This window comes from Nocardioides albidus, from assembly GCF_006335005.1.
Taxonomy (GTDB): Bacteria; Actinomycetota; Actinomycetes; order Propionibacteriales; family Nocardioidaceae; genus Nocardioides; species Nocardioides albidus.
Window position 1 is genome coordinate 364,055 of the sequence record NZ_VDMP01000025.1, and the last position, 26,995, is coordinate 391,049.

General features: G+C 71.8%; 24 protein-coding genes. 18 read left to right on the plus strand and 6 right to left on the minus strand.

Translation table 11 applies throughout. The features are described from left to right. On the plus strand, nt 1-345 hold a 345-nt coding region (locus tag FHP29_RS22795), incomplete at its 5' end, for a VOC family protein (RefSeq protein ID WP_476703667.1). A 48-nt stretch (nt 346-393) separates the two neighbouring features. Here the strand turns inward: FHP29_RS22795 and FHP29_RS14895 are convergent. Together FHP29_RS14895 and FHP29_RS14900 are read right to left on the minus strand one after the other, a co-directional pair. Further along, entirely contained in the window at nt 394-2,712 is a 2,319-nt protein-coding gene (locus tag FHP29_RS14895) for an MMPL family transporter (protein WP_139623636.1), read from the minus strand. 64 nt (nt 2,713-2,776) lie between these two features. Further along, nucleotides 2,777-3,367: a TetR/AcrR family transcriptional regulator gene (locus tag FHP29_RS14900; RefSeq protein ID WP_158296585.1), complete on the minus strand. Its 591-nt coding sequence runs from the start codon at nt 3,365-3,367 to the stop codon at nt 2,777-2,779. A gap of 154 nt (nt 3,368-3,521) precedes the next feature. Here FHP29_RS14900 and FHP29_RS14905 point away from each other — a divergent pair, with 154 nt between their 5' ends. Both FHP29_RS14905 and FHP29_RS14910 read left to right on the plus strand, forming a co-directional pair. After that, entirely contained in the window at nt 3,522-4,031 is a 510-nt protein-coding gene (locus tag FHP29_RS14905) for an NfeD family protein (protein WP_139623638.1), read from the plus strand. A 70-nt stretch (nt 4,032-4,101) separates the two neighbouring features. After that, nucleotides 4,102-5,649, plus strand: a complete 1,548-nt coding sequence (locus tag FHP29_RS14910; protein WP_139623639.1) for a flotillin family protein — start codon at nt 4,102-4,104, stop codon at nt 5,647-5,649. Between the two features lie 127 nt (nt 5,650-5,776). On the opposite strand, the gene FHP29_RS14915 is transcribed toward FHP29_RS14910, so the two are convergent. Together FHP29_RS14915 and FHP29_RS14920 are read right to left on the minus strand one after the other, a co-directional pair. After that, the gene (locus FHP29_RS14915; RefSeq protein WP_139623640.1) at nt 5,777-6,469 is read right to left on the minus strand and encodes a response regulator; all 693 of its coding nucleotides are present in this window, start codon (nt 6,467-6,469) and stop codon (nt 5,777-5,779) included. After that, on the minus strand, nt 6,466-7,716 hold the full coding sequence (locus FHP29_RS14920) for a sensor histidine kinase (RefSeq protein ID WP_205014142.1): 1,251 nt from the start codon (nt 7,714-7,716) through the stop codon (nt 6,466-6,468). The genes FHP29_RS14915 and FHP29_RS14920 overlap by 4 nt, the downstream gene beginning before the upstream one ends. A gap of 172 nt (nt 7,717-7,888) precedes the next feature. On the opposite strand from FHP29_RS14920, the gene FHP29_RS14925 reads away from it, so the two are divergent. The 8 genes from FHP29_RS14925 (at nt 7,889) to FHP29_RS14960 (ending at nt 16,272) form a co-directional block, all read left to right on the plus strand. Beyond that, nucleotides 7,889-8,191 carry a hypothetical protein gene (locus FHP29_RS14925; protein ID WP_139623641.1) on the plus strand — a complete coding sequence of 101 codons (303 nt, stop codon included), beginning with the start codon at nt 7,889-7,891 and terminating at the stop codon, nt 8,189-8,191. Continuing rightward, nucleotides 8,178-9,509, plus strand: coding sequence for a cytochrome P450 (locus tag FHP29_RS14930; protein WP_139623642.1), 1,332 nt, complete (start codon nt 8,178-8,180; stop codon nt 9,507-9,509). Before FHP29_RS14925 ends, FHP29_RS14930 begins: the two co-directional genes overlap by 14 nt. A gap of 77 nt (nt 9,510-9,586) precedes the next feature. After that, the gene (locus tag FHP29_RS23280; protein ID WP_139623643.1) at nt 9,587-11,086 is read left to right on the plus strand and encodes a fatty acid desaturase; all 1,500 of its coding nucleotides are present in this window, start codon (nt 9,587-9,589) and stop codon (nt 11,084-11,086) included. 1 nt (nt 11,087) lies between these two features. Beyond that, complete coding sequence (locus FHP29_RS14940) at nt 11,088-11,282, plus strand: ferredoxin (RefSeq protein ID WP_139623644.1); 195 nt, start codon at nt 11,088-11,090, stop codon at nt 11,280-11,282. 68 nt (nt 11,283-11,350) lie between these two features. Next, nucleotides 11,351-11,914, plus strand: a complete 564-nt coding sequence (locus tag FHP29_RS14945) for a TetR/AcrR family transcriptional regulator (RefSeq protein ID WP_240044517.1) — start codon at nt 11,351-11,353, stop codon at nt 11,912-11,914. A gap of 65 nt (nt 11,915-11,979) precedes the next feature. Then, a complete protein-coding gene (locus FHP29_RS14950) occupies nt 11,980-13,218 on the plus strand; it encodes a M15 family metallopeptidase (RefSeq protein ID WP_139623646.1) in 1,239 nt (412 codons plus the stop codon). A gap of 50 nt (nt 13,219-13,268) precedes the next feature. Beyond that, nucleotides 13,269-14,432: a CaiB/BaiF CoA transferase family protein gene (locus tag FHP29_RS14955; RefSeq protein ID WP_139623647.1), complete on the plus strand. Its 1,164-nt coding sequence runs from the start codon at nt 13,269-13,271 to the stop codon at nt 14,430-14,432. A gap of 376 nt (nt 14,433-14,808) precedes the next feature. Next, nucleotides 14,809-16,272: a DEAD/DEAH box helicase gene (locus FHP29_RS14960; protein WP_240044519.1), complete on the plus strand. Its 1,464-nt coding sequence runs from the start codon at nt 14,809-14,811 to the stop codon at nt 16,270-16,272. A gap of 15 nt (nt 16,273-16,287) precedes the next feature. Here FHP29_RS14960 and FHP29_RS14965 read toward each other — a convergent pair whose 3' ends face one another. Next, entirely contained in the window at nt 16,288-17,073 is a 786-nt protein-coding gene (locus FHP29_RS14965) for a MerR family transcriptional regulator (RefSeq protein WP_139623649.1), read from the minus strand. Nucleotides 17,074-17,137: 64 nt separating this feature from the next. Between FHP29_RS14965 and FHP29_RS14970 the strand changes: the two genes are divergently transcribed. Together FHP29_RS14970 and FHP29_RS14975 are read left to right on the plus strand one after the other, a co-directional pair. Next, nucleotides 17,138-18,349, plus strand: a complete 1,212-nt coding sequence (locus FHP29_RS14970; RefSeq protein WP_139623650.1) for an acetyl-CoA C-acetyltransferase — start codon at nt 17,138-17,140, stop codon at nt 18,347-18,349. 157 nt (nt 18,350-18,506) lie between these two features. Next, nucleotides 18,507-20,612 carry a 3-hydroxyacyl-CoA dehydrogenase NAD-binding domain-containing protein gene (locus FHP29_RS14975; RefSeq protein ID WP_420813433.1) on the plus strand — a complete coding sequence of 702 codons (2,106 nt, stop codon included), beginning with the start codon at nt 18,507-18,509 and terminating at the stop codon, nt 20,610-20,612. 368 nt (nt 20,613-20,980) lie between these two features. On the opposite strand, the gene FHP29_RS14980 is transcribed toward FHP29_RS14975, so the two are convergent. Further along, nucleotides 20,981-21,841 (minus strand): hypothetical protein, encoded by an 861-nt coding sequence (locus FHP29_RS14980; protein ID WP_139623652.1) that lies wholly within the window; start codon nt 21,839-21,841, stop codon nt 20,981-20,983. Between the two features lie 306 nt (nt 21,842-22,147). On the opposite strand from FHP29_RS14980, the gene rocD reads away from it, so the two are divergent. Genes rocD through FHP29_RS15005 form a run of 5 tightly spaced genes read left to right on the plus strand, consistent with a single transcriptional unit; the run spans nt 22,148 to nt 26,977 of the window. After that, nucleotides 22,148-23,407: an ornithine--oxo-acid transaminase gene (gene rocD, locus FHP29_RS14985; protein ID WP_139623653.1), complete on the plus strand. Its 1,260-nt coding sequence runs from the start codon at nt 22,148-22,150 to the stop codon at nt 23,405-23,407. Next, the gene (locus tag FHP29_RS14990) at nt 23,404-24,180 is read left to right on the plus strand and encodes an SDR family NAD(P)-dependent oxidoreductase (RefSeq protein ID WP_139623654.1); all 777 of its coding nucleotides are present in this window, start codon (nt 23,404-23,406) and stop codon (nt 24,178-24,180) included. The genes rocD and FHP29_RS14990 overlap by 4 nt, the downstream gene beginning before the upstream one ends. Next, nucleotides 24,173-25,228 (plus strand): phosphotransferase family protein, encoded by a 1,056-nt coding sequence (locus FHP29_RS14995; RefSeq protein WP_139623655.1) that lies wholly within the window; start codon nt 24,173-24,175, stop codon nt 25,226-25,228. The genes FHP29_RS14990 and FHP29_RS14995 overlap by 8 nt, the downstream gene beginning before the upstream one ends. Next, nucleotides 25,228-25,896: a histidine phosphatase family protein gene (locus FHP29_RS15000; RefSeq protein ID WP_139623656.1), complete on the plus strand. Its 669-nt coding sequence runs from the start codon at nt 25,228-25,230 to the stop codon at nt 25,894-25,896. Before FHP29_RS14995 ends, FHP29_RS15000 begins: the two co-directional genes overlap by 1 nt. Before the next feature lie 10 nt (nt 25,897-25,906). Beyond that, a complete protein-coding gene (locus tag FHP29_RS15005; protein ID WP_139623657.1) occupies nt 25,907-26,977 on the plus strand; it encodes a VanZ family protein in 1,071 nt (356 codons plus the stop codon). Nucleotides 26,978-26,995: the final 18 nt, after the last annotated feature.

Sequence of the window (26,995 nt, forward strand, 5' to 3'; positions counted from 1 at the left end):
CTCGCGGCGCCGGTCAACTTCCTGCACCACACCTCATGGCAGGTCGACGACGTCGACGAGATCGGCCGCGGCGCGATGAGCATGCTCGAGGAGCATCCCGAGCGCCACGTGTGGGGACTCGGGCGGCACCACGCCGGCTCGAACTTCTTCTGGTACCTCAAGGACCCCGCCGGCAACTTCAGCGAGTACTACTCCGACATGGACTGCGTGGTCGACGACCAGCTCTGGACCCCCGAGGACCTCGAGGGAGCCCGGGGCCTGTTCGACTGGGGACCGCCCCCGCCGCCGTCCTTCCTCCAACCGGAGGATCTCGCCGCCATGATGACCGGCGCCCACCACGGCTGACCGCAGCCGTGGTGGGCGTACGAGGGTCCGGCGTCGAGGACGGGCCGGTCAGACCCCGGCGAGGCGCTTGTCGTCGTCCAGGTCGTCCAGGTCGTCGAGCTCGTCCGGCGCGCCCACGTGGACCGGCGCGGAGTCCCGCTCGAGCGAGGTGCCCTCGACGTCGACGTTCGGCAGGATCCGGTCGAGCCAGGCGGGCAGCCACCAGGCCCTCTCGCCGAGCAGGTAGAGCACCGACGGGATGAGCACCATCCGCACCACGAAGGCGTCGAACACGATGGACGCGGCCAGCGCGAAGCCCATCGACTTCACCACGGCGTCGTCCTCGAGGATGAAGCCGGAGAACACCGCGATCATGATCGTCGCGGCCGCGGTGACGACCCGGGCGCTGTTGCGGAAGCCGTCGACGACGGCCTCGTGGGTCGGCAGCCCGTGGACGTGCGCCTCGCGCATCCGGGTGACCAGGAAGACCTGGTAGTCCATCGCCAGGCCGAACACCACGCCGATCAGGAAGATCGGCATGAAGCTCACGATCGGCTGGCCCTCGAACAGGCCGAGCGCGCCCTCCTGGAAGATCGCGACGGTCGCGCCGAGTGTCGCCAGCACGGAGAGCAGGAAGCCCAGGGTGGCGGTCAGCGGGATGAGGATCGAGCGGAACACCAGCACGAGGAGCACGAACGCCAGGCCGATGACCACGGCGAGGTAGACGGGCAGGGCGCTGTTGAGCCGGTCGGAGACGTCGGTGGTGATCGCGGTCAGCCCGGTGACGCCGACGACCGTGTCGGTCTGGGTCTCGATGGCGCGCTGGCCGCCGCGGAGGGCCTCCAGCAGGTCGAGCGTCTCCGGCTCGTCCGGGCCCGAGGCCGGGACGACCTGGATCATCGCGCCCGTGCCGGTCCCCGACGGCTTGCCGTCGTCGCCCGGCTGAGCGTTGGTGGCGACCAGGTCGGCGCTCGCGACGTCGTCCTGGCCCGCGGCCCAGTCGACGACCCGGTCGAACGCCGCCTGCCGGGCGCCGTCGTCGGCGATCCCGCGGCCGTCGACGACCACCAGCAGCGGGCCCTCGCGGCCGGGCCCGAACGCCTCGGTCATCAGGTCCGAGGCCTTGCGCTGCGTGGTGTCGGTGGGCGAGGTGCTGTCGGTCGGGAACGCGAGGTACATCTGCGAGATCGGCGCGGCCAGCGCGCCCAGCAGGACGACGACGCCGAGTGCCCAGGCGACCGGGGCCTTCGCGAGCATCCGCGCCCAGCGCACGCCGTTGTTGTGCACCCGGCCGTGCTCGTCGCGCTTCGGGGCGTACTTGCGCACCCGCCCGGCGAAGGACTTCGACTTCGTCAGGCCGAGCAGCGCGGGCAGCAGGGTGAGCGCGACCAGGACCGCGACGAACACGGTGGCGGCGGCCGCGAGGCCCATCGCGGTCAGGAACGGGATCCGTACGACGGCCAGCGCGGACAGCGCGATGAGGACCGTCAGCCCGGCGAAGACGACCGCGCTGCCCGCCGTACCGACGGCGATGCCGGCGGCGTGGGCGCGATCCTGCGTGTGGTGCAGCTCGGTGCGGTAGCGGGCCAGGATGAAGAGCGTGTAGTCGATGCCGACGGCGAGGCCGATCATCGTGGCCAGCATCGGGGTGCTCGAGCCGATGTCCATCAGCGCCGTCATCGCGGTGATGCCGGTCATGCCGAGCCCGACCCCGAAGACCGCGTTGAGCAGTGGCATGCCGGCCGCCATCAAGGAGCCGAAGGTCAGCACGAGCACGATCAGCGCGATGCCCAGGCCGATCAGCTCGGCGCTGCCGCCCGGCGGCGCCATCACGGCCATGCCGGGTCCGTTGGCCTCGGCGACCAGCCCGGTCCCGGCGGTGGTGTCGGCGAGCAGATCCTTCAGCTCGTCGACGGTGGCGGTCTTCAGGTCGGCGGGGGAGTCGACGTCCCACTCGAAGGACATGGTGCCGATCCGGCCGTCGTCCGACAGGGTGGCGAATGCGGCGGGGGCGCCCTCGGGCGCGGGCGCCGGGGCGACCAGGCCGGGGTTCTCGCTGCCGGTCTGCGGCAGCGACGGCACCTTCTCGATCAGCTGCTGGAGCGCGGCCTGGTAGCGCGGCTCGTCGAGGGTGTGGCCCTCGGGCGCGGCGACGACGAGGTTGACCGACGCGTCGTCGAAGGCGTCGCCGGCCTCGGGGAAGAGCTCCTGCTGGATGTCGGCGGCCTTCTCCGAGGGGATGCCCGGGATGGAGAAGGCGTCGGTCATCGGCTTGGAGAACGCGGCGGCGAGGCTGCCGAGGACGATGGCGACGAGCAGCCATCCGGCGATGAAGAAGGGCCACCGCCGGTAGGCGGTGGATCCGATGCGGTAGAGCAGGCGGGCCATGTGAGGACTCCTGGTGGTGGCTGCGGCCGGGGTCTCCGGTGCAGGGATCGGGTGGTACGTCGGGTCAGGCGAGCGCGGACCGCGCGTCGGCGACGGTCGCGTCGAAGTGCTCGGTGAAGGTGCGGCCGGGATCGTCCGCGGTCCGGTCCAGGGCGTGGTCGAAGAAGGTGAGCAGCAGCTTGAGGAGCAGTCGTGCCTGCTGGGCGGGGAAGTCGTCGCCCTCGCGTTGGCGCACGCACTCGACCAGCCCGGTCGCGGCGGTCTCGAGCCGTTCGTGGACCAGCGCGAGCAGCCGGCTGTCCTTGACGATCGCCTCGCGCATCGAGGTGATGAGCTGCTCGTCGGTGCGCTCGCGGATCACGTCGTGGGCCAGCACGATCAGGTCGTCGAACAGCCCGCCGGTCGGTCCGCCGGCGACGAACTCCTCCACCTTGGCCGGGTCCACCTCGATGCCGGGGCCGAGGACGACGTCCGCCTTGCCCTCGAAGTAGTTGAAGACCGTCCGTCGCGAGACATCGGCGGACGCGGCGAGGTCGTCGATCGTCCAGCCGTCGAAGCCGCGCTCGCTGGTCAGCCGCAGTCCGCATTCCTGAAGGCGGAGCGCGGTCTGGTGGCGCTTCGCCTCGCGGCGGTTCGGGATGCACGACTCGGACATGGAGTGCATCTTTGCACCCATTGCCCGAATGGTGCAACTTCGTGACCGGCGTCACCCTGCCGCGAGTGGCCCCCGGCGAGGCTGGCGAATCCCCGGTTTGACCGGCCCCGGCGCGGATACGATCCGGAGTCCATCCCCCTCTTCCGGAGATCTCGTGACCCTCTTCCTCGTCCTCGGCGTCGCCGGACTCGCCCTGCTGGTGGTCTCGCTGATCGTCGGCGACCTCCTCGACGGTGTCGTCGACGGCGTCCTGGGCGCGCTGGAGGCCGACTGGATCTCCTCCGCCGTCATCGGCGGCTTCGTCTCCGCCTTCGGCTTCGGCGGTGCGGCCGCCGACGGCGCCGGGCTCCCGCTCCCCGCCTCGCTCGCGATCGGCGCCGGCTCGGGTCTCGTCGTCGGCTGGTTCGCGTGGTGGCTGACCCGGCTGCTCAAGGACAGCCCCAGCGACGGCACCGTGTCCATCAGCGACAGCGTGGGCCGGGTCGCGAAGGTCGTCACCGACATCCCCGGCGACGGGTACGGCGTGGTCCGGGTCGTCGTCGGCGGCCATCCGCTGCGGCTCAACGCCACCGCCCACCGGCCGATCGAGGCGGGCACCGAGGTCAACGTGACCGGGGTGCTCTCGCCGACCGCCGTCAGCGTCGCCGAGATCTGGCAGGCCTGACCGACCGCTCTCAGCGGCAGGCCCGACCCCGACTCCTCCCTCACCCACCCCTCGGAAAGAACGGAACGCGATGAACACCGCTGTCCTGGTGCCGGTCGCCGGCATCGTCGTCCTGCTGGTCCTCCTCGTGCTGCTGGTCACCAGCCGCTACAAGGTGGCCGGCCCCAACCAGGCGTTCATCGTCACCGGCCGCAAGGGCAAGGCGGTGATCAACCCCGAGACCGGCGAGCTCACCACCGACCTGTCCGGCCAGAAGGTCGTGCTGGGCGGCGGCGTCTTCGTGATCCCGTTCGTGCAGAAGCTCGCCACGATGGACCTGTCCAGCCGCCGCATCTCCGTGCAGATCCGCGGCGCGGTGTCCGGCCAGGGCATCAAGCTCAACCTCGACGGTGTCGCGATCGTCAAGGTCGGCGGCAACGCCGACCAGATCCGGCTCGGCGCCCAGCGCTTCCTGTCCCAGCAGGGTGACATCGAGACCTTCACCCAGGAGGTGCTCGCCGGTGCGCTGCGCTCGATCGTCGGCGGCCTGACCGTCGAGCAGATCATCCGCGACCGCGCGGCCTTCGCCCAGCGGGTGGCCGACGAGTCCGAGTCCTCCCTGACCGGGCAGGGCCTGATCCTCGACGCCTTCCAGATCCAGGACGTCACCGACGACGGCACCTACCTTGCGGACCTCGGCCGGCCCGAGGCCGCGCGGATCCAGCAGGCCGCTGCCATCGCCGAGGCCAACGCTCGCCAGGCGGCCGAGCAGGCGCAGATCGCCGCCGAGCAGGAGATCGCCGTCGCGCAGCGCACGCTCGCGCTCAAGCAGGCCGAGATCAAGGCCGAGACCGACGCCGCCTCCGCCCAGGCCGCCGCGGCCGGACCGCTGGCCCAGGCCGAGCGGGACCAGGCCATCTTCGCCGAGCAGGAGAAGGTCGCCGTCCAGCAGGCGGCGCTGACCGAGCGCCAGCTCGAGACCCAGGTCCGCAAGCCCGCGGACGCCGAGCGCTACCGCGTCGAGCAGGAGGCCGAGGCCCGTCGTACGGCGGAGATCGCGGCCGCCGAGGCGCGCAAGGCCGCGACCATCGCCGCGGCCCAGGCCAAGGCCGAGGAGACCAAGCTGAGCGGTGAGGCGGAGAAGGGTCGTCGCGCGGCGCTCGCCGAGGCCGAGGCCATCGAGGGCGCCAAGCGCGGTGAGGCCGAGAAGGCCCGCCGTGTCGCCGAGGCGGAGGCGACCCGCGCCGAGGGTGAGGCCCAGGCCGCCGCGACCCTTGCCATCGGGCAGGCCGAGGCGGAGGCGATGGACAAGCGTGCCGAGGCGTTCGCGCACTACAACGACGCCGCCGTGCTGCAGATGCTCATCGAGGTGCTGCCGCAGATCGCCAAGGAGGTCGCCGCGCCGATCGCCGCGATCGACCAGCTCACCGTGCTCTCGACCGACGGCGCCGGCGCGCTGCCCCGCCAGGTCACCGACAACGTCGCGCAGACCCTGCAGATGCTCAAGACCAGCACCGGTCTCGACCTGGACGCGCTGATCAAGAAGTCGGTCGGCAAGGCCACCGACGGGATGGCCACCGACGGGACGGCCACCGACGGGGTGGTGCCGGCCGAGCTGGACGGCGCCCCCTCCGCCTGATCGACCCGGCGCAACCTGACCCTGAGAGCACGTCGACCCGGCCCGTCCTTACCTTCTTCGAGGTGAGGATGCGCCGGGTCGACGCGATTCCGGGGTCAGGATGCGCCGGGTCGACGCAAATGCGGGGTCAGGATGCGCCGGGTCGCGGGGACGCCAGGCCGTGGTCGTAGGCGTAGACGATCGCCGCGGGCCGGTCGCGCAGCCCGAGCTTGGTGAAGATCCGGCCGACGTGGCTCTTGACCGTGAGCTCGGAGATCACCAGGTCGGCCGCGATCTCGCCGTTGCTGCGGCCCAGGGCGATCGCCCGCAGCACCTCCAGCTCGCGCGCCGTCAGCGGGTCCACCGCGGGCTGCTGGGAGGCGGGGGAGGGCGCGAAGGTCCGGAAGCGGGCGAGCACCCGGCCGGTGACCGCCGGGTCCAGCCAGCTGCCGCCCTCGGCGACGGTCCGTACGGCGCGGATCAGGTCGTCGGCGGAGGAGTCCTTGAGCAGGAAGCCCGCCGCGCCCGCGCGCAGCGCGCCCGAGAGCATCTCGTCGTCGTCGAAGGTCGTGAGCACGAGCACCGGCGGGCCGTCCGCCTCGACGACCGCGCGGGTCGCGGCGATCCCGTCGACGGTGCGCATCCGCAGGTCCATGACGATCACATCGACACCTCCGTCCTCCGGCCCGGCCAGGCCGGCGAGCGCGCCCGGCACCTCGCCGCCGTCGGCGCACTCGGCGACGATCTCGAAGCCGTCGCGACGGCGCAGGATCCGCCGCAGGCCGGAGCGGACCAGCTCCTGGTCGTCGACGAGGACGACGCGCAGCAGCGCCTCGGTCATGCGGTTCCCGCCTTCCCCACGGTGTGGCCGCACGGCAACGCCACGCCGTGTCCGGTCCGCGCCGGCGGGCCCAGGCGTACGTCGACGACCCAGTCGCCGCCGGCGGGGCCGGCCTCGAGGCGGGCACCGAGCTGGGTCGCGCGGGCCTGCATGCCCGCGAGTCCCGAGCCCAGGCCGTCGGGCCGCGGGCGGCCGGCGGGCAGTGGGTTCGAGACCCGCAGCCGGGCCTGCGCGCCGGTCACGGACAGCCGCACCCGGACCGGGGCGTCCGCGTCGGCATGCTTGACGACGTTGGCCAGCGACTCCTGGGCGATGCGGTACAGGCCCAGGCCGGCCGCGGCCGGCAACGCGCCCGGGTCGCCCTGCTCGTCGTACTCCACCGCGAGGCCGGCGCCGGCCATCTCCCGCACCAGGGCGGCGATGTCACCGGCGCCGGGCAGGGCGTGGCGCTCGGCCGACCCGTCGGCCATCGCGCTCACCGCCCGGCGGATGTCGGCCATCGCGCGCCGGCCGACCTGCTCGGCGTCGGCGAGCGCGGCGTCCACCTCGGCCACCGCCTCGGCCGTCTCCTGCGCACTGCCGGCCTCGCCCACGTCGCGCAGCGCCCGGCGCGCACCGGTGACCTGGAGCAGGGAGATGCTCAGCGAGTGGGCGACGAGGTCGTGGATCTCGCGGGCGATCCGCTCCCGCTCGGCGGTCGTCGCCCGCTCCCACGCCTGCTCCCGGGCGCGGCGCTCGGCGACGAGGGCGCGCATCTGCCACAGCAGCATGGCGCCGATGACGAAGCCCAGCAGCAGCTCGAGGGTGTAGAGCGGGGCGCCGACCAGCCCGGGCCGGATCGCGGCGCCGATGAGCACGACCTGTCCGATCGCGGCCACCGAGAGACCCTCGCGCAGGCCGTCCCGGGCGGTGATCTCGGCCGTGGCGAGGCCGAGCAGGACGGGCGCCAGGTCGAGTACGCCGTCGGGCGGGCGGGCCAGCAGCAGTGCGGCGGCGAGGACGCTGCCGGCGCTGTCGGCCCACCACGGCAGCCAGCGGTGGGTCGTGAACTGGACGAGCGGGGAGACCGCCACGAGGGGCAGGCAGACCAGCAGCGGGTCGAGCGGCCAGAGCGCGTCGCGCAGGGAGAGGGCGACGAGCACCGTGACCACCTGGCCCAGGTGGGACGCCACGGGCACCCACCAGGGGTAGAGGATCTGGTGCCGTTCGAGGTTGGCCTCGATCCCGGCGCGCAACCAGCGCAGCATGTCGACAGCGTAGGGACCCCCGGCATCTCGGGGCATCCCGCCGCGGGAGGCCGGTCGGCTCCTCCCCTGGTAGGAGTCGAGGTGCCTGCTCCGGGCCGATGTCGGCCCAGCCTCCGCACGCCTACCGTCGACTCATCCCGCACGACAACCGACAGAGAGGTCGGTGAGGACGATGACCTGGACCGAGACGCACCGGCGCTGGCAGGCGCTGCGCGAGGTCGAGCAGCAGCTGTGGGCCGCCGAGCGGCCGGAGCTCCCCTGGAACGACGAGCTCGCGGCGGTGTTCGGCGACCGCGACGGCCTGCGGGCCGCCCTGCGCTACCGCTGGCGGCTCGCCCGCACCGCGCAGCTCGACACCCACCTCCCGGAGCGGGTGCTCGAGGAGCAGCGGCGCCTGCTGGCCGACCGGGCCCGCGGCGTGCTCCAGGTGCTGGGCGACGCCGAGGCATCGGGTACGACGCATGCGGTCGCCTGACCTCGCCCGCTCGGTCGATCTTCCCCGCTCCTTCCTGGCCTGGGCGCTCGCCCACGGGGTGCAGCGCTCGCTCATCCAGCGCGGTGCGCGCAAGGGCGACCTGATCAGCCGGATGGTCATGGATCCCGCGCTGCGGCGCGATCCGTTCCCGGCGTACGAGGAGCTCCGGGCAAGAGGCCCGATCAGCGCCAACGACCTGATCTCGGCCAGCGTCGACCACGCGGTGTGCAACGAGGTGCTCCGCAGCGACGCGTTCGGGACGGCCGGCGGCCAGGGCGAGCTGCCCAGGCCGCTGCGGTGGCTGCACCACAAGGTGATCGACCCCGACACGCTCGGTCCGGTGGACCCGCCCTCCATGCTGGCGGTCGACCCGCCGCTGCACACGCGCTACCGGCGGCAGGTCGCCCGCGCGTTCACCGCCCGCAGGGTCGGCCGGATGGGCGAGCGGGTCGCGCAGGTCGCCGGGGACCTGCTGGACGAGCTCGCCGGCCTCGACGAGTTCGACCTGGTCGACCGGTACGCCTCCCAGCTCCCGGTCACGGTGATCGCCGACCTGCTCGGCGTACCCGAGGACGACCGCGGCCGGCTCCTCGCGCTCGGCAACGAGGCCGCGGTGACGCTCGATCCCGGCCTGTCGTGGCGCGAGTTCCGGCGCGCGGAGACCGCGCTGCGCGAGCTGCACACGTGGTTCCGCGGGCACGTCGAGCGGCTGCGGGCCGATCCCGGCGACGACCTGATCAGCCAGCTGGTCCTCCTCGACGGGGAGGACCGACTCGACCCGGTCGAGCTCCACCAGGTCGGGCTGCTCGTGCTCGCGGCCGGCTTCGAGACCACGGTCAACCTGATCGGCAACGCCGTCGCCCTGCTCGACGAGCACCCCGAGCAGCTGCGCTGGCTGCAGGCGAACCCCGACGGCTGGGCCAACGCCGTCGACGAGGTGCTGCGCCACCAGTCGCCGGTGCAGCTGACCCTGCGGATCGCGCTGCGCGAGACCGAGGTCGCCGGACGCAGGTTCGAGCCGGGGCACGGCATCCTGCTCCACCTCGGCGGCGCGAACCGGGATCCGGCGGTGTTCGCCGATCCTGCCGCCTTCGACGTCACCCGGGCCGACGCCGACCAGCACCTCGCCTTCTCCGCCGGCGTCCACTTCTGCCTCGGCGCCAGCCTCGCGCGGCTCGAGGCCGCGGTCGCGCTGCGCTCGCTCTACGAGCGCCATCCCGGCCTCCGGGTCGCCGGGCGGCCGGAGCGGCGCGGGACCCGGGTGCTGCGGGGCTTCGAGCGGCTGCCGGTGAGCACTGCCGGCGCACTTTACAACTGACCACCTCTTGTCAAGCGGCTTTACAACTCGTACCTTTGTGTCAAACGGCCGTCGAGCCGTGGCGAGGAGGTACGACGATGACCGGACCGAGCGTCGGTGCGACCGTTCCCGAGGGATCCACCGAGCAGTGGAAGGACAAGAAGCGCTATCTGTGGCTGCTCGGCCTGATGGTGCCCGGCCTGGGCATCACGGCCGTGGTCAGCTGGCTCTACACCGACTGGGTGTGGCTGCTGCTGGCCGGCCCGCTGCTGGTCAACGTCATCATCCCGCTGCTCGACCTGGCCTTCGGCCTCGACCCGTCGAACCCGCCCGACGAGGTGATGGAGCAGCTCGAGAACGACCGCTACTACCGCTGGGTCGTCTACCTCTACATCCCGCTGCAGTTCCTCATCCTGTTCGCGGGCTTCGCGCTCATCGCCGGCATCAACCCGATCGCCTGGGCCGGTGACCTCGTCGGAGCGACCGACTGGATCGCCGCGCACCTCGGCGACGGGCTGGTCCGCGACGTCGCGATGACCTGGTACGAGAAGCTCTTCCTCACCGTGTCCATCGCCGGCGTGCAGGGCATCGCCATCAACACCGCCCACGAGCTCGGCCACAAGAAGGAGTCCGTCGAGCGCTGGCTGTCCAAGATCGCGCTGGCGCCCACCTTCTACGGCCACTTCTACATCGAGCACAACCGCGGTCACCACGTCCGCGTCGCCACCCCGGAGGACCCCGCGTCCAGCCGTCTGGGCGAGTCGTTCTGGGAGTTCTGGCCGCGCACGGTCAGCGGCTCGCTGAAGTCGGGCTGGGGCGTGGAGGCCAAGCGCTACCGCCGCAAGGGCACCCACCCGTTCCACCTCGGCAACGACGTCCTCAACGCCTGGGCGATGTCGGCGGTGCTCTACGCCGTGCTGCTCGCGATCTACGGCTGGGACATCGCGCCGTACGCCCTGGTCACCATCGTCTTCGGCTTCTCGCTGCTGGAGATCATCAACTACCTCGAGCACTACGGCATGAAGCGCCAGAAGGTCGGCGAGAAGCAGCGCTACGAGCGGGTGCTGCCGATGCACAGCTGGAACAGCAACAACATCGTCACCAACATCTTCCTCTACCACCTGCAGCGCCACAGCGACCACCACGCCAACCCCACGCGGCGCTACCAGACCCTGCGCGACTTCAAGGAGTCGCCGGCGCTGCCGACCGGGTACGCCGGGATGCTCACCCTCGCGCTGTTCCCGCCGCTGTGGCGCCGGGTGATGGACCACCGTGTCGTCGAGCACCTCGACGGCGACGTCACGCTCGCGAACATCAAACCCGGCCTGGAGGAGAAGTACCTCCGCAGGTTCCCGCCGCCCGTCGACCACGAGGTCCACAAGGAGGACATCTGGGCGCAGCGGTTCGACGGCGAGGTGCTGGCGGCCAAGTGCCCCGGCTGCGGGTACGTCTACGACGTGGCCGCCGGCGACGAGCACGAGGGCTTCGCGGCGGGCACGGCCTGGGCCGACATCCCCGACGACTGGTTCTGCCCGGACTGCGGTGTCCGCGAGAAGATCGACTTCGTCCCGTTCGACCCCGAGAAGGTGCAGGCCTGACATGAAGATCATCGCTGACCTCGACAAGTGCGAGGGCCTCGGCATGTGCGAGGCGATGGCCAACGACTACTTCGAGGTGGACGAGGACGAGGACAAGGTCAACGTCCTCGACGACGCGCCGCCCGAGGACGACCGGGCGCACGTGTACGCCGCCGTACAGGCCTGCCCCGTCCTCGCGCTCACCCTCGAGGGCTGAGCCCAGCGATGTCCCTCCTCGTCGACCGGTCGCGCGCACTGGTGGATCGGGTGGCTACCCTCGCCAAGGTGGCCACCCCGACGTTGCGCGACCGGCTGATCGAGGCCGCCACCCGGCTCACGACCACCCACGGTTGGGCCAAGGTCACCATGGCCCGGCTGGCCGACGAGGTCGGCGTCAGCCGGCAGACCGTCTACAACGAGATCGGCACCAAGGGCGACCTCGCCGCGGCCATGGTGATGGCGGAGCTGGACCGCTTCCTCGCGGGCGTCAGCCGCGCCTTCGACGAGAACCCCGGCGACCTGATCGCCGCGATCCGCGACTCGGCGCGCCGGGTGCTGAAGTACGCCGAGGACAACGCGCTCCTGCACGCCGTCGTGTCGGCGACCCACGGCGCCGACACCGAGCTCCTGCCGCTGCTGACCACGCACTCGGAGTACCTCCTCGAGGGCGCCAAGCTCGTCGTCGCGGACCGCGTGGCGTCGTACGACGTCGGCCTCCCGCCCGACCGGCTGGAGGCGAGCATCGACATGGTGGTGCGCCTGGTGCTGAGCCACGTCATGCAGCCCTCGGCCGCTCCCGCCCGCACCGCCGACGACATCGCGTGGATCGCCGAACGCGTCCTGCGCTGACGGGCGACGTACTACCCTCGCCTCGGGAGGACTGCCGGAACGCGCCGGCGGAGGGGAAGAGGACCATGGGGTTGGTGCGACGCGCCCTGGGGGGCCGGCCGACGGCCGGGCTCGTGGCCGGTGCTGCCCTGGTCGCGCTCACCGCCTGCGGGAGCCCGGAGAAGTCCGAGCGCAAGCCCGAGGCCGCTCCCAGCGCCGCCGCGGCCAGTACGACGGCCGCCCCGACCTCCGCAGTGGCCGACCCCGAGCACGCCGTCGACCCGCCGGGCGCCTTCGACGGCAAGCAGTACGGCGACGACCTGCTCCTGGTCTCCGAGGACACCGTGTCCGACGAGGATCTCGCCACGATCACCGGCGTCACGGTGCGCGGCAAGCCCGGCGTCGCGGCGTACACGCGGCTCTCCTACGGCCAGTTCACGATGGAGAGCAAGGTCTTCAACATCGCCGCCGTCGACCCCGGGGAGTACCGCCGCTTCACCGGTCCGGGCACCGCGACCTTCCAGCAGCAGTGGGATCGCGTCGCCGGAGGCGAGATCGCGGTGGCCCAGCGGCTCCAGAAGGAGCTGCCCATCGACGGCAAGGGCTACCTCAGTGTCGAGGGCGAGCCGATCCACGTCGGCGCCTGGTCGCCGGGCGGCGTCGACGGCGTCGACGCCGTGGTCAACGCCAAGTGGGGCGAGGAGCTCGGGCTGCCCCGCGACAACGCGGTCCTGATCAACACCGGCATCGCCTCGCCGCAGGTCGTGCGCAAGAAGATCGAGAGGGCGGTCGGCGCGACGACGTACTCCATCAGCGCCCTCGACATCGTCGCGCAGAGCGGCATCGACCCCGGCGCCTACCAGCAGGCGATCCCCGTCGGCGCCTTCCGCGACGCGGTCGGCATCTTCCGCTACACCTCGATCGGCGGCGGGCGGATCGCCCCCGACCCGGCGTGGGTGAAGAGCCACATCGTGACCGAGCAGGTCCCGATCCTCGGCTCGGTCACCTGCAACAAGTACATGATGCCGCAGCTCAAGGCGGCGCTCGCCGAGATCCAGACCAGCAAGCTCGCCGACAAGATCCACCCCGGTGAGTACGCCGGCTGCTACTACCCGCGCTTCATCGCCGGCTCCACGCAGCTGTCCAACCACTCCTTCGGTCTCGCCCTGGACCTCAACGTCCCCGGCAACCAGCGCGGCACCGTCGGCCAGATGGACCGCGTGATCGTGGCGATCTTCAAGAAGTGGGGCTTCGCCTGGGGCGGCGACTGGGCCTACACCGATCCCATGCACTTCGAGCTCGCCCGCATCGTCAACCCCGGCTGAGCCTCCGGACGCTGACAGCATTGCTGTCACCGTTGTGCCAGTATCGGCCCATGACGTTCGAGCTGGGTCAGGGAACCGGTCCGCTGCGGGGCCTCAAGGTCGTCGAGATCGCCGGGATCGGGCCGAGCCCGCACGCCTGCATGATCCTGGCCGACCTCGGCGCCGACGTGATCCGGGTCGAGCGCCCGGGCGGGCAGATGCTGACCGGCGGCTCCCACGACCTGCTCAACCGCGGCCGCCCGAGCGTGGCGCTGAACCTCAAGGACGCCGCGGCCGTGGCGACGGTGCTCGACCTCGTCGAGCAGGCCGACGTCCTCGTCGAGGGGATGCGTCCCGGCGTCGCCGAGCGGCTCGGCCTCGGCCCCGAGGAGTGCCACGCCCGCAACCCGCGCCTCGTCTACGGGCGGATGACCGGCTGGGGCCAGGACGGGCCGTGGTCCCAGGCCGCCGGCCACGACATGAACTACATCGCCATCACCGGCACCCTCCACGGACTGGGTCAGGTCAAGGAGAAGCCCCAGTTCCCGACCAACCTCGTCGGGGACTTCGGCGGCGGGTCGACGTACCTCGTCATCGGCATCCTCGCGGCCGTCTTCGAGGCGCGGCTCTCCGGCCAGGGGCAGGTCGTCGACGCCGCGATCGTCGACGGCACCGCCAACCTCAACGCGATGACCTCGGCCTTCCTCGCCGGCGGCGGGTTCAAGGAGGAGCGGGCGGCCAACCTCCTCGACGGCGGCGCGCCGTACTACGACATCTACGAGACCGCCGACGGCGAGCACATGTCCGTCGGCGCGCTGGAGCCGCAGTTCTACGACCTGTTCGTCGAGCTGCTCGGCATCAAGGACACCGCGCCCGACCGCTGGGACGTCGCGAGGACCGACGAGTTGCGCGAGCTGATCACCGCGACCTTCAAGACCAGGACCCGCGACGAGTGGTGCGCGATCTTCGACGGGACCGACGCGTGCGTCGCGCCGATCCTGCGGATGAGCGAGGCGCAGGACCACCCCCACATCAAGGGCCGCGAGGTGTTCGTCGAGCACGAGGGGATCGTGCAGCCGCAGCCCGCGCCGCGGTTCTCCCGCACCAAGGCGACCCTCTCGCACCCGCCCGCTCCCGGCGCCGGCGCCCACACCCGGGACGCCCTCACCGCCTGGGGGATCGCCGACGTCGACGGGTTGATCGAGCGCGGGGCAGCGGTCCAGCTCGAGGGCTGAGCCGCGGGTCGCCCGGTCATGTAACTCGGTGTTCGGGCATCCACCACGGCGCAACGGCATCTACCACGGACTCCTGACCGGTCAGGAGTCCGTGGTAGACGCACGAACACCGAGTTACATGGCCGCCGCGTGGCCCACCCCACACCGCCCAGCGGCGCGCGGATGCGGCACGCCGGTGCCCGGCCCCGTAGGGTGAGATCACCGATCCGGCCAGTCTTGCCCCGGATCCCGGCGCACCGCACGGCACCCGCCCGAGGACCGCGCCCCTCACCCGAGGCACCGCTTCATCGTCTGTCACCGGACAGGCAGCATGGCGAGACGCCCACCTGAGGGGATCGCGCCGCCCTGCGCGCAGCGGTCTCCGGAGAGATACACCGTGCCCCACACCGGCCCCGCCTCCTTCGCCGAGCTCGGCGTTCCCGCCGACCTGCTCGCCGTCCTGACGGCGGACCAGATCACCGTTCCCACCCCGATCCAGGCCGCCACGTTGCCGGACTCGCTGGCCGGGCGCGACGTCCTCGGCCGCGGCCGCACGGGCTCCGGCAAGACGTACGCCTTCGGCATCCCCGTCGTCGCCCGGCTCGCCGCCGACGGCCGGCGCCGGACGCCGAAGCGTCCCCGTGCGCTCGTCCTCGCCCCGACCCGCGAGCTGGCCAGCCAGATCGCCGCGTCCATCGCGCCGCTCGCGAAGGCGGCGGGCCTGACCACCACGACCGTCTTCGGTGGCGTCGGCCAGGGCCCGCAGGTCAACGCGCTGCGCGACGGCGTCGACATCCTCATCGCCTGCCCCGGCCGGCTCGAGGACCTCATCGGCCAGCGTCACTGCAGCCTCGCCGACGTGCAGGTCACCGTGCTCGACGAGGCCGACCACATGGCCGACCTCGGCTTCCTGCCCGCCGTACGCCGCCTGCTCGACCAGACCCCGAAGGGCGGCCAGCGGATGCTGTTCTCGGCCACCCTCGACAACGCGATCAACGTGCTCGTCAAGCGCTACCTCGAGAGCCCCGCCGTCCACGAGGCCGACTCGGCCCAGTCGCCGGTCGCCAAGATGGACCACCACGTGCTCCACGTCGAGCGCGAGCAGCGCCTGCCCGTGCTCCTCGACCTGGTCAGCGCGCCGGGCCGCACCGTCGTGTTCACCCGCACCAAGCACGGCGCCAAGGCACTCGCCCGCCAGCTCAACAAGAACGGCGTCCCCGCCGTCGACCTGCACGGCAACCTCAGCCAGGGCGCGCGCACGCGCAACATGGACGCCTTCCACAGCGGTACGGCGACCACCCTGGTCGCGACCGACATCGCGGCCCGCGGCATCCACGTCGACGACGTCTCCCTCGTCGTGCACGCCGACCCGCCCGCCGAGCACAAGGCCTACCTGCACCGCTCCGGTCGTACGGCGCGCGCCGGTGCCGCCGGCACGGTCATCACCCTGATGACCAGCGAGCAGCGCCGCGACGTCAGCGACCTGACCCGGGCCGCCGGCATCAAGCCGACCACCACCCGGATCACCGGCGCGAGCCACCCCGTCCTCCAGGAGCTCGCCCCGGGCGAGCGGACCCGTCCGGGCGGGATCGACCTCACCCCTGCCACAGTCCAGGGCGGCGGCAACGGCGGGGGCAACGGCGGCGGCAACGGCGGGGGTCGCCGTCGCGGCGCCGGCGCCAAGCCGGCCGCGAAGAAGCCCGGCGGCCAGGGCCAACAGCGCTCGGGCCAGCAGCGCTCGGGCCAGGGCGCGGCGAAGCCGGCCGGGCAGCGCTCGGGCGGCAACCGCGGCCGCTCGCGCTCGCGCGGTGCGGGCTCCGGCGGCCACAGCGCCGCGAGCTTCAGCACCGGGCGCGGCTGAGCGCAGTCGAGGCGGTCAGCGCCGGCGCGGTGAGCGGGCCGCGCGGGCGACGGCCGCCTCGTACGCCGACACCAGACCGCCGACGGAGAGCGGCTTGAGCCGCTCCATGACCTCGCGGAAGCGCTCCGAGGTCGCGCCGTCGTCGTACAGCGGGGCGAGCTTGTCGTTGATCATCTCGTAGAGCTCCTTGGCCATCTGCTCGCCGTGCTCCTGGTAGACCGCGGCCGCCGCGACGGCGACCTCGCGGGGGAAGCCGAGCTCGAGCAGCCGCACCCCGATCGCGAGCTGGTTGCTCGCGACGAGGTACGCCGACCCGCGGATCCGCAGCACGCCGAGGGCCTGCAGGGTGGCGATGTCCTCGGCCGAGAGGGCGCGGCCGGCCTTGCGCTCGAGCTGCTCGCCGTCCATCTCGACCGGGAGGTCGGACTGCCAGGGCGCGAGCATGGTGCGCGCGAGCGCGATGTCCTCGGGGGTGGCGTCGTCGGGGATGCCGGCGACGTACCGCTCGATCGCGGAGAGCGTGAACCCGTGGCTCTGCAGCTCCAGCACCAGCTCGATGCGGGCCAGGTGGACCGCGGAGTAGTAGCCCGACCGGCCGCGGCGGATGGGCGGTGGCAGCAGGCCGCGCGAGGTGTAGAAGCGCACCGTCCGCACGCTCAGTCCCACCCGTGCCGTGAGCTCGCCGAGAGTGAGCAGCTCGGACCCGCCGTTCCCCTCGCCGTTCCCGTCGCAACTCTGCCCGCCGGCCCCGCTCGATGCGTCGTGGGTCACACCGTCCGTCGCTCTGTCGCCCTTGACCATGACAGTAATAGTGTCACAATCGTTCTCAGAGACACCCCTCTCCGTACAGAGAACAAGGACGGTCATGGCAGAAGCATTCGTGTACGACCACCTCCGCACCCCGCGCGGTCGCGGCAAGGCCAACGGCTCCCTCCACGAGGTCAAGCCGGTCGACCTCGCGGTCGGTCTCGTCGACGCCGTGCAGGAGCGCAACCCCGGCCTCGACCCGAACCGGATCGACGACATCGTGCTCGGCGTCGTCTCCCCGATCGGCGACCAGGGTGGCGACATCGCGAAGACGGTGGCCATCGCCGCCGGCCTCCCGGACACCGTCGCCGGCGTCCAGCTCAACCGCTTCTGCGCCTCGGGCCTGGAGGCCGTCAACCAGGCCGCCGGCCGCGTCCGCGGCGGGTTCGAGGACCTGATCATCGCCGGTGGCGTCGAGTCGATGAGCCGCGTGCCGATGGGCTCCGACGGCGGCGCCTGGGCCTCCGACCCGGCCACCGCGTTCAAGGCGGGCTTCGTGCCGCAGGGCATCGGCGCCGACCTGATCGCCACCATCGAGGGCTGGAACCGGGAGGACGTCGACGCCTTCGCCGCCGAGTCCCACCACCGCGCCGCCAAGGCCCAGGCCAACGGCTACTTCGACGGCGCGATCGTGCCGGTCAAGGACATCAACGGCCTGACCATCCTCGACCGCGACGAGACCGTCCGCCCCGACACCTCGGTCGAGGGCCTCGCCGGCCTCAAGCCGTCGTTCGCCCAGATCGGCGCCGACGCGGGCTTCGACGACGTGGCGCTCGAGAAGTACCACTGGCTCGAGAGGATCAACCACGTCCACCACGCCGGCAACTCCTCCGGCATCGTGGACGGCTCCGCCCTCACCCTGATCGGCAACGAGCAGGTCGGCACGGACCTCGGCCTGACCCCGCGGGCGCGCATCATCGCGACCGCCGTCTCCGGCGCGGACCCGATCATCATGCTCACCGGTCCGGCCCCGGCCGCCCGCAAGGCGCTGGCCAAGGCCGGCCTCGAGGTCGGCGACATCGACCTGTTCGAGATCAACGAGGCGTTCGCCGCCGTCGCCATGCGCTTCATGCGCGACATGGGCATCAGCCACGACATCACCAACGTCAACGGCGGCGCCATCGCCATGGGCCACCCGCTCGGCGCGACCGGCGCGATGATCCTCGGCACCCTGATCGACGAGCTCGAGCGGCGCGACCTGCGCCGCGGCCTCGCCACGCTCTGCGTCGGCGGCGGCATGGGCATCGCCACGATCGTCGAGCGCGTCTGAGCGCCGTACTCCCTCGAACCTCTCGACCACTCCTCGAACTCAAGGAACGACATTGAGCACCGACACTGCAACATCTGGGACCGCAGTCCGCTACGAGCGCGACGCCGACGGCATCGTCACCCTCACCCTCGACGACCCCAACCAGAGCGCCAACACGATGAACGAGCTCTACCGCGAGTCGATGACGGCCGCCGTCGAGCGCCTGTACGACGAGAAGGACGACATCACCGGCGTGGTCATCGCCTCGGCGAAGAAGACCTTCTTCGCCGGCGGCGACCTCCGCCTGATGACCCGGACCACCCGCGACGACGCCGCCCAGGTCTTCGCCCAGTGCGAGGCCATCAAGGCGGCGCTGCGCCGCCTCGAGCTGTTCCCCAAGCCGGTGGTGTCCGCCATCAACGGCGCCGCGCTCGGTGGTGGCTACGAGATCACGCTGGCCACCCAGCACCGCATCCTCGTCAACGACCCGAAGGTCAAGGTCGGCCTCCCCGAGGCGACCCTCGGCCTGCTGCCGGGCGGTGGCGGCGTGACCCGCACCGTGCGCAAGTTCGGCCTGCAGAGCGCGCTGATGGACGTGCTGCTCCAGGGCACCCAGTTCGGCCCCGAGGCCGCGCTCAAGAAGGGCCTCGTCGACGAGCTCGTGGAGACCCGCGAGGAGCTCATCCCCGCCGCGAAGGCGTGGATCAAGGCCAACCCCGACGCGAGCCTGTCCCCGTGGGACGCCCCGGGCTACAAGATGCCCGGCGGCTCGCCGAAGTCCCCGGCCCTCGCCGGCTTCCTGCCCGCCTTCCCGGCGCTGCTGCGCAAGCAGCTCAAGGGTGCCGACTACCCCGCGCAGCGCGCCATCCTCTCGGCCGCGGTCGAGGGCGCCCAGGTCGACCTCGACACCGCATCGCGGATCGAGTCGCGCTACCTGACCAACCTGGTCGTCAACCAGAGCTCGAAGAACATGATCCAGGCGTTCTTCTTCGACCTGCAGGCGATCAACTCCGGCTCCCTGCGCCCGCAGGGCATCGAGCCCTACAAGGCCCAGAAGGTCGGCGTGCTCGGCGCGGGCATGATGGGCGCGGGCATCGCCTACGTCTGCGCGCGCGCCGGCATGCAGGTCGTCCTCAAGGATGTCGCCCTCGAGAACGCCGAGAAGGGCAAGGCCTACAGCCAGGGCATCAACGAGAAGGCGATCTCGCGCGGCAAGCTCACGGAAGACAAGTCCCAGGAGCTGCTCGACCGGATCACGCCGACCGCCGACCCGGCCGACCTCGCCGGCTGCGACCTGGTCATCGAGGCCGTCTTCGAGGACCCGGCGCTCAAGGCCAAGGTGTTCGCCGAGATCCTGCCGCACGTCAACCCCGACGCGCTGCTGTGCTCGAACACCTCGACCCTGCCGATCACCAGCCTGGCCGAGGGCATCGAGGACGAGGCGAAGCGCCCGAGCTTCATCGGTCTGCACTTCTTCTCGCCCGTCGACAAGATGCCGCTGGTGGAGATCATCTCCGGCAAGGAGACCTCCGACGAGGCGCTGGCCAAGGCGTACGACGTGGTCCAGCAGATCCGCAAGACGCCGATCGTCGTCAACGACAGCCGCGGCTTCTACACCTCCCGCGTCATCGGCTTCATGGTCAACGAGGGCATGGCGATGCTCGCCGAGGGCGTGGCGCCGTACTCCATCGAGCGCGCCACCACCTCTGCCGGCTACCCGGCGCCGGTGCTCCAGCTCTCCGACGAGCTCAACCTCGAGCTGATGGCCAAGATCGCCAAGGCGAGCAAGGAGGGCGAGGAGGCCGCCGGTCGTCCGTACGCCGAGCACCCGGGCACCGCGGTGGTGTCGAAGATGCTGGAGGCCGGTCGCGCCGGTCGCCTGCGCGGGGCGGGCTTCTACGACTACGAGGACGGCAAGCGCGGCTCGATCTGGGCCGGTCTCGCGGACCTGTTCCCGGTCGCCGAGGAGCAGCCGCCGATCGAGGACATCCGCGACCGGATGCTCGTCGCCGAGGCGCTCGAGACCGCGAAGACCTTCGAGGAGGGCGTCATCACCTCGGCGGCCGCCGCCAACATCGGCTCCATCATGGGCATCGGCTTCCCGCCGAACACCGGCGGTGCCGCGCAGTTCATGACCGGCTACCAGAACAAGGCGACCGGCGAGGTCGGGCTGAGCGCCTTCCTCGCCCGCGCCGACGAGCTGGCCGAGAAGTACGGCGAGCGCTTCCAGCCCACCCCGTGGCTGCGCGAGCTCGCCGCGTCAGGCAAGGGCTTCCCCGCCTGATCGCTGTGGACACGTCCCGGACCGGGACGAAGAAGCTCACGCTTGGACGAGGAAACCTCTTCGTCCAAGCGTGAGTCTTCGAGGAACCATGTGACTGGGCTCGCCGGACTTCACCGCTGAGTTCTTCACCGACAACTGGACCTGGAAGCGCACCTTCACCTCGGCGCGCTACATGGGCTGCTCGACCCTCCGATCCGGTGGCCAACGTGGCGCCAGTCGATGCTTCTACATCTACTGATCCGAACGCACGAGACCCCGCTCGCCGCCAAGGCGAGCGGGGTCTCGTTGCGTCTTGTGGTGCGCTACGGCCGCCGATCCGCGGGCGATACGGCGTCATGATGGGACGCCGTCAGGGACGCGCCTGGGCGTCAACCAGCACTCTCCGCGTTGGTTTCGAGCCACTTCCTTGACCAGGACCGGAGCTTGCGTACGCCGATGGGGCCGGCGATGCGGATCATGCCGCGGTCGTAGTGCTCGACCTCGTCGATTCCGTCGAGATCGTCCAAGGCCTCGGCGTACGCCTCCACCAGCTCGGGTTGGTCGTACCCGACCTCCTCGTCGAAGGAGATGTCCCAGGCGAAGCCCCCCAGCTCTTCGGCCTCGTCGGCGGGGATCTTCTCGATCACGACCGTCGGGGCTTTGGTTGCCTTCTTCTGAGCCTTGCGCTTGTTCTCGACCCACGTTGCGATGTCGCCGAATTGGCGCAACCCCCACCGACCACGTCGCGGGTCGGACTCAGGAAGTGCAGCAATCCTCATTGCCGAGCCGACAACCTGGCCGGTCGGCCAGGCAGCACCGTCGTCTGGAGCCGGAGTGAACGCGAGGCCGGGCTCGTGGGGCGACGTCGGCTCCTTGCGCCCCTTCGGATAGACGTTCACGGCGGGCACCAACTCGGGGAACCTCTGCCGGCAGAGCTGTTCGAGGTGGGCGACGATCGCCTCGACTCCGAACTGGCGTCGGTATGCCAAGGTGTCGGCCACAGGCGGCGCCCACCACACCGGCGCCGGAGACCCATCCAGCCCGGAGGGGGCGTCTGCCCATCGCAGGAACCACGACCACAACTCGGCGATCGACTCCGGATCGTCGAGCAGGTCCAGTCCCGACTCGGCTCGCAACCAGGCCACACGCGCTTCGGCTGTCTCGTCCCAGCGGCGTCGCAGTTCCCACGCCTCTTCCAGCGGCATCGCTTCCCACCGGACTTCCTGCGGATCGGTGTCCTCGGTGCTCACCGGGATCTCCCTCGCTTCCGTAGCCCAGTGGCTACTTTGTGGGCAGGTGGTAGACGGCACTTACGTTGCAGCCTCCAGCCTTGAGGCTCTCGATGAAGTCCAAGAGGGGACCGCTCGCACCGAAACGGTAGCGACCGCCGGGAGTCTTGCCGGGGAGGAAGCGCCGGGGCCTCGGGTGGGCAGTCCGAGGCGCTCAAGCTTCACCGGCCGGCCGGTGAAACTCCCGCCGCCCCACCGTCTCGCACCCGAGACTCCAGCGCGGGGCACCGACTGGCGTAGGAGCGTGGCCGGCGTCACAGTGGGGCCATGACGACCAGCACGCCGACCGAGCAGACCACCGGGGGTGCCGAGCAGACGCGCCACCACATCGACCTGACCGAGACGTACGCCGCGCACAACTACCACCCGCTGCCGGTCGTGCTGGCCTCCGGCGAGGGCGCGTGGGTCACCGACGTCGAGGGCCGTCGCTTCCTCGACTGCCTGGCGGGCTACTCCGCGCTCAACTTCGGGCACGGCCACCCGCGCCTCCTGGCCCGGGCGAGCGAGCAGCTGCGGCGGCTCACGCTCACCAGCCGGGCGTTCTACAACGACCAGCTGGGCCCGTTCGCGCAGGCGCTGGCCGAGCTGACCGGCAAGGAGATGGTCCTGCCGATGAACTCCGGCGCCGAGGCGGTGGAGACGGCGATCAAGGTCAGCCGCAAGTGGGGCTACCAGGTCAAGGGCGTCGGGCCGGGCACGGCCGGCATCATCACGATGCACGGCAACTTCCACGGTCGTACGACGACCATCGTCAGCTTCTCCGACGACGACGTGGCGACCGCCGACTACGGGCCGTTCACGCCCGGCTTCGTCAGCGTGCCGTACGGCGACGTCGAGGCCGTCGCCGCCGCCATCGACGACTCGACGGTGGCGGTGCTCTTCGAGCCGATCCAGGGCGAGGGCGGCGTGGTGGTGCCGCCGGCCGGCTTCCTGCGCGCGCTGCGCGAGCTGTGCACCGAGCGCAACGTGCTGATGGTCGCCGACGAGATCCAGTCCGGCCTGGCCCGCAGCGGACGCACGTTCGCCTGCGACCACGAGGACGTCGTGCCCGACGTCTATGTCCTCGGCAAGGCGCTCGGGGGCGGCATCATGCCCGTCTCGGCCATCGCCGCGGACCGGGCGGTGCTCGAGGTGGTGCGCCCTGGCACCCACGGCTCCACCTTCGGCGGCAACCCGCTGGCGGCCGCGATCGGCCACGAGGTCGTGCTGATGCTCCAGAGCGGCGAGTTCCAGCAGCGGGCGCGGGTGCTGGGCGAGCGGCTGGAAGCGGGGCTGCGCACGCTGCTCGGCTCCGGGCTGGTCGGCGTCCGGGTCCGCGGACTGTGGGCCGGTGTCGACGTCGAGCCGGCGCTGCTCACCGGCCGCCAGGTCTGCGAGGGCCTGATGGAGCGGGGAGTCCTGGCCAAGGACACCCACGGCTCGACGGTCCGCTTCGCTCCGCCGATCGTCGCCTCGGAGGAGGACATCGACCTCCTCGTGACCGCCCTGCAGGCCGTGCTGGAGGAGGCACTAGCCTCGGCGAGGTGACACAACCGCACCAGCCACCCCGGGTCCTCATCACCGGCGCCGCCTCCGGGCTCGGAGCTGCCTTCGCCCGAGCGTGGGAGGCGCGCGGCGCCACCGTCCTGCGCACCGACCGCACCCCCGGTGAGGGGATCCACCCGCTCGACATCACCAGTGACGCCGACTGGGCCGCGGTCCGCGACCATGTCGAGCAGACGTGGGGCGGGCTCGACGTGCTGGTCAACAACGCCGGCATCGCGGGCGGAGGCCGCCTCGACGTCGCCGGCATCGACGAGTGGCAGCGGATGGTCGACGTCAACCTGCTCGGCGCCGTACGCGGCACCGCGACGTTCACACCGACGTTCAAGCGGCAGCGCAGCGGCGCGGTGGTCAACGTCGCCTCGCTCGCCGGCCTCGTCCACCCCGCCGGGATGGGCAGCTACAACGCGACCAAGGCCGCGGTGGTCGCGCTGACCGAGACCACCGGACACGAGCTCGCGGCGTACGGCGTGCGCGCCCACGTCGTGTGTCCCTCCTACTTCCGCACCAACCTGATGGCCGAGGTCGAGAGCCGCGACACCGCCCTGCAGCAGGTCGTGACCCGTCTTGTCGCCGAGGCGCCGCTCGGGCCCGACGACATCGCCGCCGCCGTGCTCGAGGCGATCGACGCCGGTGTCGAGGTGATCGTGCCCGACGACGCCGCGCGCTCGGCCTACCAGCTCAAGCTGACCGACCGCCCGTCGTACGACGCCGTGATGCGCGCGCAGGCCCGCAAGCTGGAGGCCGTCGATGGATGAGGCACGCCCGGTCCGCGACGAGGACGCGTTCGACGTCGCCGCCGTCGAGGCCTGGCTCGGCCGCGGCCCGATCGCCGAGGTCCGCCAGTTCCCCGGCGGCGCCTCCAACCTGACCTATCTGCTGCGGATGGGGGAGGGACCGGACCTCATCCTGCGCCGCCCGCCCGTCGGCACGAAGCCGAAGGGCGCCCACGACATGGGCCGCGAGTTCCGGATCCAGGCCGCGCTGAAGCCGGTGTTCGGGCAGGTGCCGACGATGGTGGCCCACTGCACCGCCGACGAGAGCCCGATCGGCAGCGAGCTCTATGTCATGGAGCGGCTCGACGGGCTGATCCCGCGCCGCGACTTCGGCTTCCCGATGAGCGCCGAGCAGGCCGACGCGCTGTGCGACGCGGCGGTCGACCTGCTCGTCGCGCTGCACTCCGTCGACGTGTCGGCGGTGCCCGGCCTGGCCGAGCTCGGCAAGGGCGACGGGTACGTCGCGCGCCAGGTCGCCGGGTGGACCGCGCGTCTCGAGGCGGCCCGTACCGACGACACCGGCGACTGGTCCGACATCACCGGCTGGCTCGACGCCCACCAGCCGGCCGACGTCGGCCAGCGGATGATCCACAACGACTACCGCTTCGACAACATGGTGCTCGCGGCCGACGATCCGACCCGGATCGTCGGGCTGCTCGACTGGGAGCTGGCCACCGTCGGCGACCCGCTGATGGACCTGGGCTGCACGCTGGCCTACTGGGTCCAGGCCGACGACGACGAGTTCTTCCTGCACTTCCGGCGCCAGCCCACGACCGAGACGGGCATGTGGACCCGCCGCCAGGTGGTCGACGCCTACTGCGCGCGCACCGGCGTCGAGCTGAGCGACGCGCAGTGGAGCTTCTACGAGGTCTTCGGCCTCTTCCGGCTCGCGGTGATCGCCCAGCAGATCTGGTACCGCTACTTCCACGGCCAGACCACCAACGAGACCTATGCCGCCTTCGGCCCGGCCGTGGGCTATCTGGAGAAGCGCTGCCGACGAATCATCGCGGCGGCGGGGGAGTCGGCCTGATGGGCGTGCTGCTGCTGGTCCGCCACGGCCAGGCCTCCTTCGGCACCGACGACTACGACGTGCTCTCCGAGAACGGCTGGGAGCAGGGCCGCGTGCTCGGCCGCTGGCTCGCCGAGCACGGCCCCGCTCCGGCCTCGGTGGTGCACGGCGGCATGCGCCGCCATCGTGAGACCTGGGAGGCGATCGCCGAGACCTCCGGCCTCGACGCCGACGCGGCCGAGATCGACGAGGACTGGGCGGAGTTCGACCACCTCGGCGTGCTCGCACGCTACGCCGAGGCGACCGGCGCGGTCGTCGACCACACGACCGACCGGCGTGCCTTCCAGGAGCAGTTCGAGGTCTCCACGGCCCACTGGTACGACGCCGGGCCGGACGGCGGCTACCCCGAGCCGTTCGACGCCTTCGTGTCCCGTGCCCGCGCCGCGCTCGACGCCGCGACGGCGCGGCCCGGGCCCACCCTCGTCGTCACCTCCGGCGGCGTGATCGCGGCGCTGGCCGCGCTGCTCGTCGTACCGGACCTCGCGGCGGTGGGCCCGGTCTGGGCGCGCTTCAACACGGTCATCGCGAACACCTCCGTGAGCCGGGTCGTCGTCGGTGCGGGCGGAGCCCGGCTGCTGACCTTCAACGAGCACCCGCACCTGCCGCGGCCGCTGGTGACCTACCGCTAGGCGCCTGCGCATGTCCGACCAGGTCATGAACGCGGTCATCGCGACCGTCCTCGGCTCCGTGGTGGCGGTGCTGCTGCTCATCCCGGTGGCGGCCGTGGAGTACCGCCGCGACGGTCGGCTCGGGCCGCGCGACCTGAGCGTGCTGCTGTCCGGAGCGGTCTACGGCCTCGCGTTGTGGACCTACACGCTGCTGCCGATGCCGGCCGACGGCGACTATCGGTGCGCCGGGAGGCAGACGGTCCCGTTCGACACGATCCGCGCCATCGACTGGGGCGACCTCGGCTCGCGGGCCGGGCTCTCGGCGCTGGTGCACGACCCGGCGTTCCTGCAGGTCGCGCTCAACGTGCTGCTCTTCGTGCCCCTCGGCTGGTTCGTGCGCCGGGTCGCGCGGCGCGGGGTCGTCGTGGCGACCCTGCTCGGCCTCGCGATCTCTCTGCTGATCGAGACCACCCAGGCCACCGGGGTCTGGCACCTCTACGACTGCGCCTACCGGCTCTTCGACGTCGACGACCTGATGATCAACACCCTCGGCGCGACCCTCGGCTCGCTGGTGTCGGCGATCTTCATCCGCCGGCAGCGGCCCGAGGTGGTGCTGCCCACGACGATCACCTTCGGCCGCCGCCTGGTCGGCATGGTCTGCGACGGCCTGTTCGTCGTCCTGCTCGGCTCCGCGATCTCGATCGCCTGGCGCGCGGTCCAGCTCTACGTCCTCGAGGTGCCCTTCGAAGAGCTGCCCACCACCCCCGAACGCCTGCTCCAGTGGGGGATTCTGGGCCTGGTCCAGGTCGCCGCCGTCCTCATGGGCGGCCGGACCGTCGGCGAGTGGGTGGTGTCGATCCGGACGTCCGGTGGGCGCGGACCGGCTCCGGTCGCGCGGCTGGTCAAGCTCGCCACCGGGGTCGGCCCGTTCGTCGTCCTGATGGCGATCCCGGGGGCGTGGTCCGTGCCCGCGCTGCTGCTGTTCGCCGTGCTCAGCGCGGTCGCAGCGGTCCCGCGCGCCGGCGGCCACGGCGGGCTGACGTACGCCGCGTCCGGGCTCGGGTTGGAGATCGTGCTGCCGCGGGAGGGCGAGCGGAGGTAGCCGCGGCGCGGGCTCGAC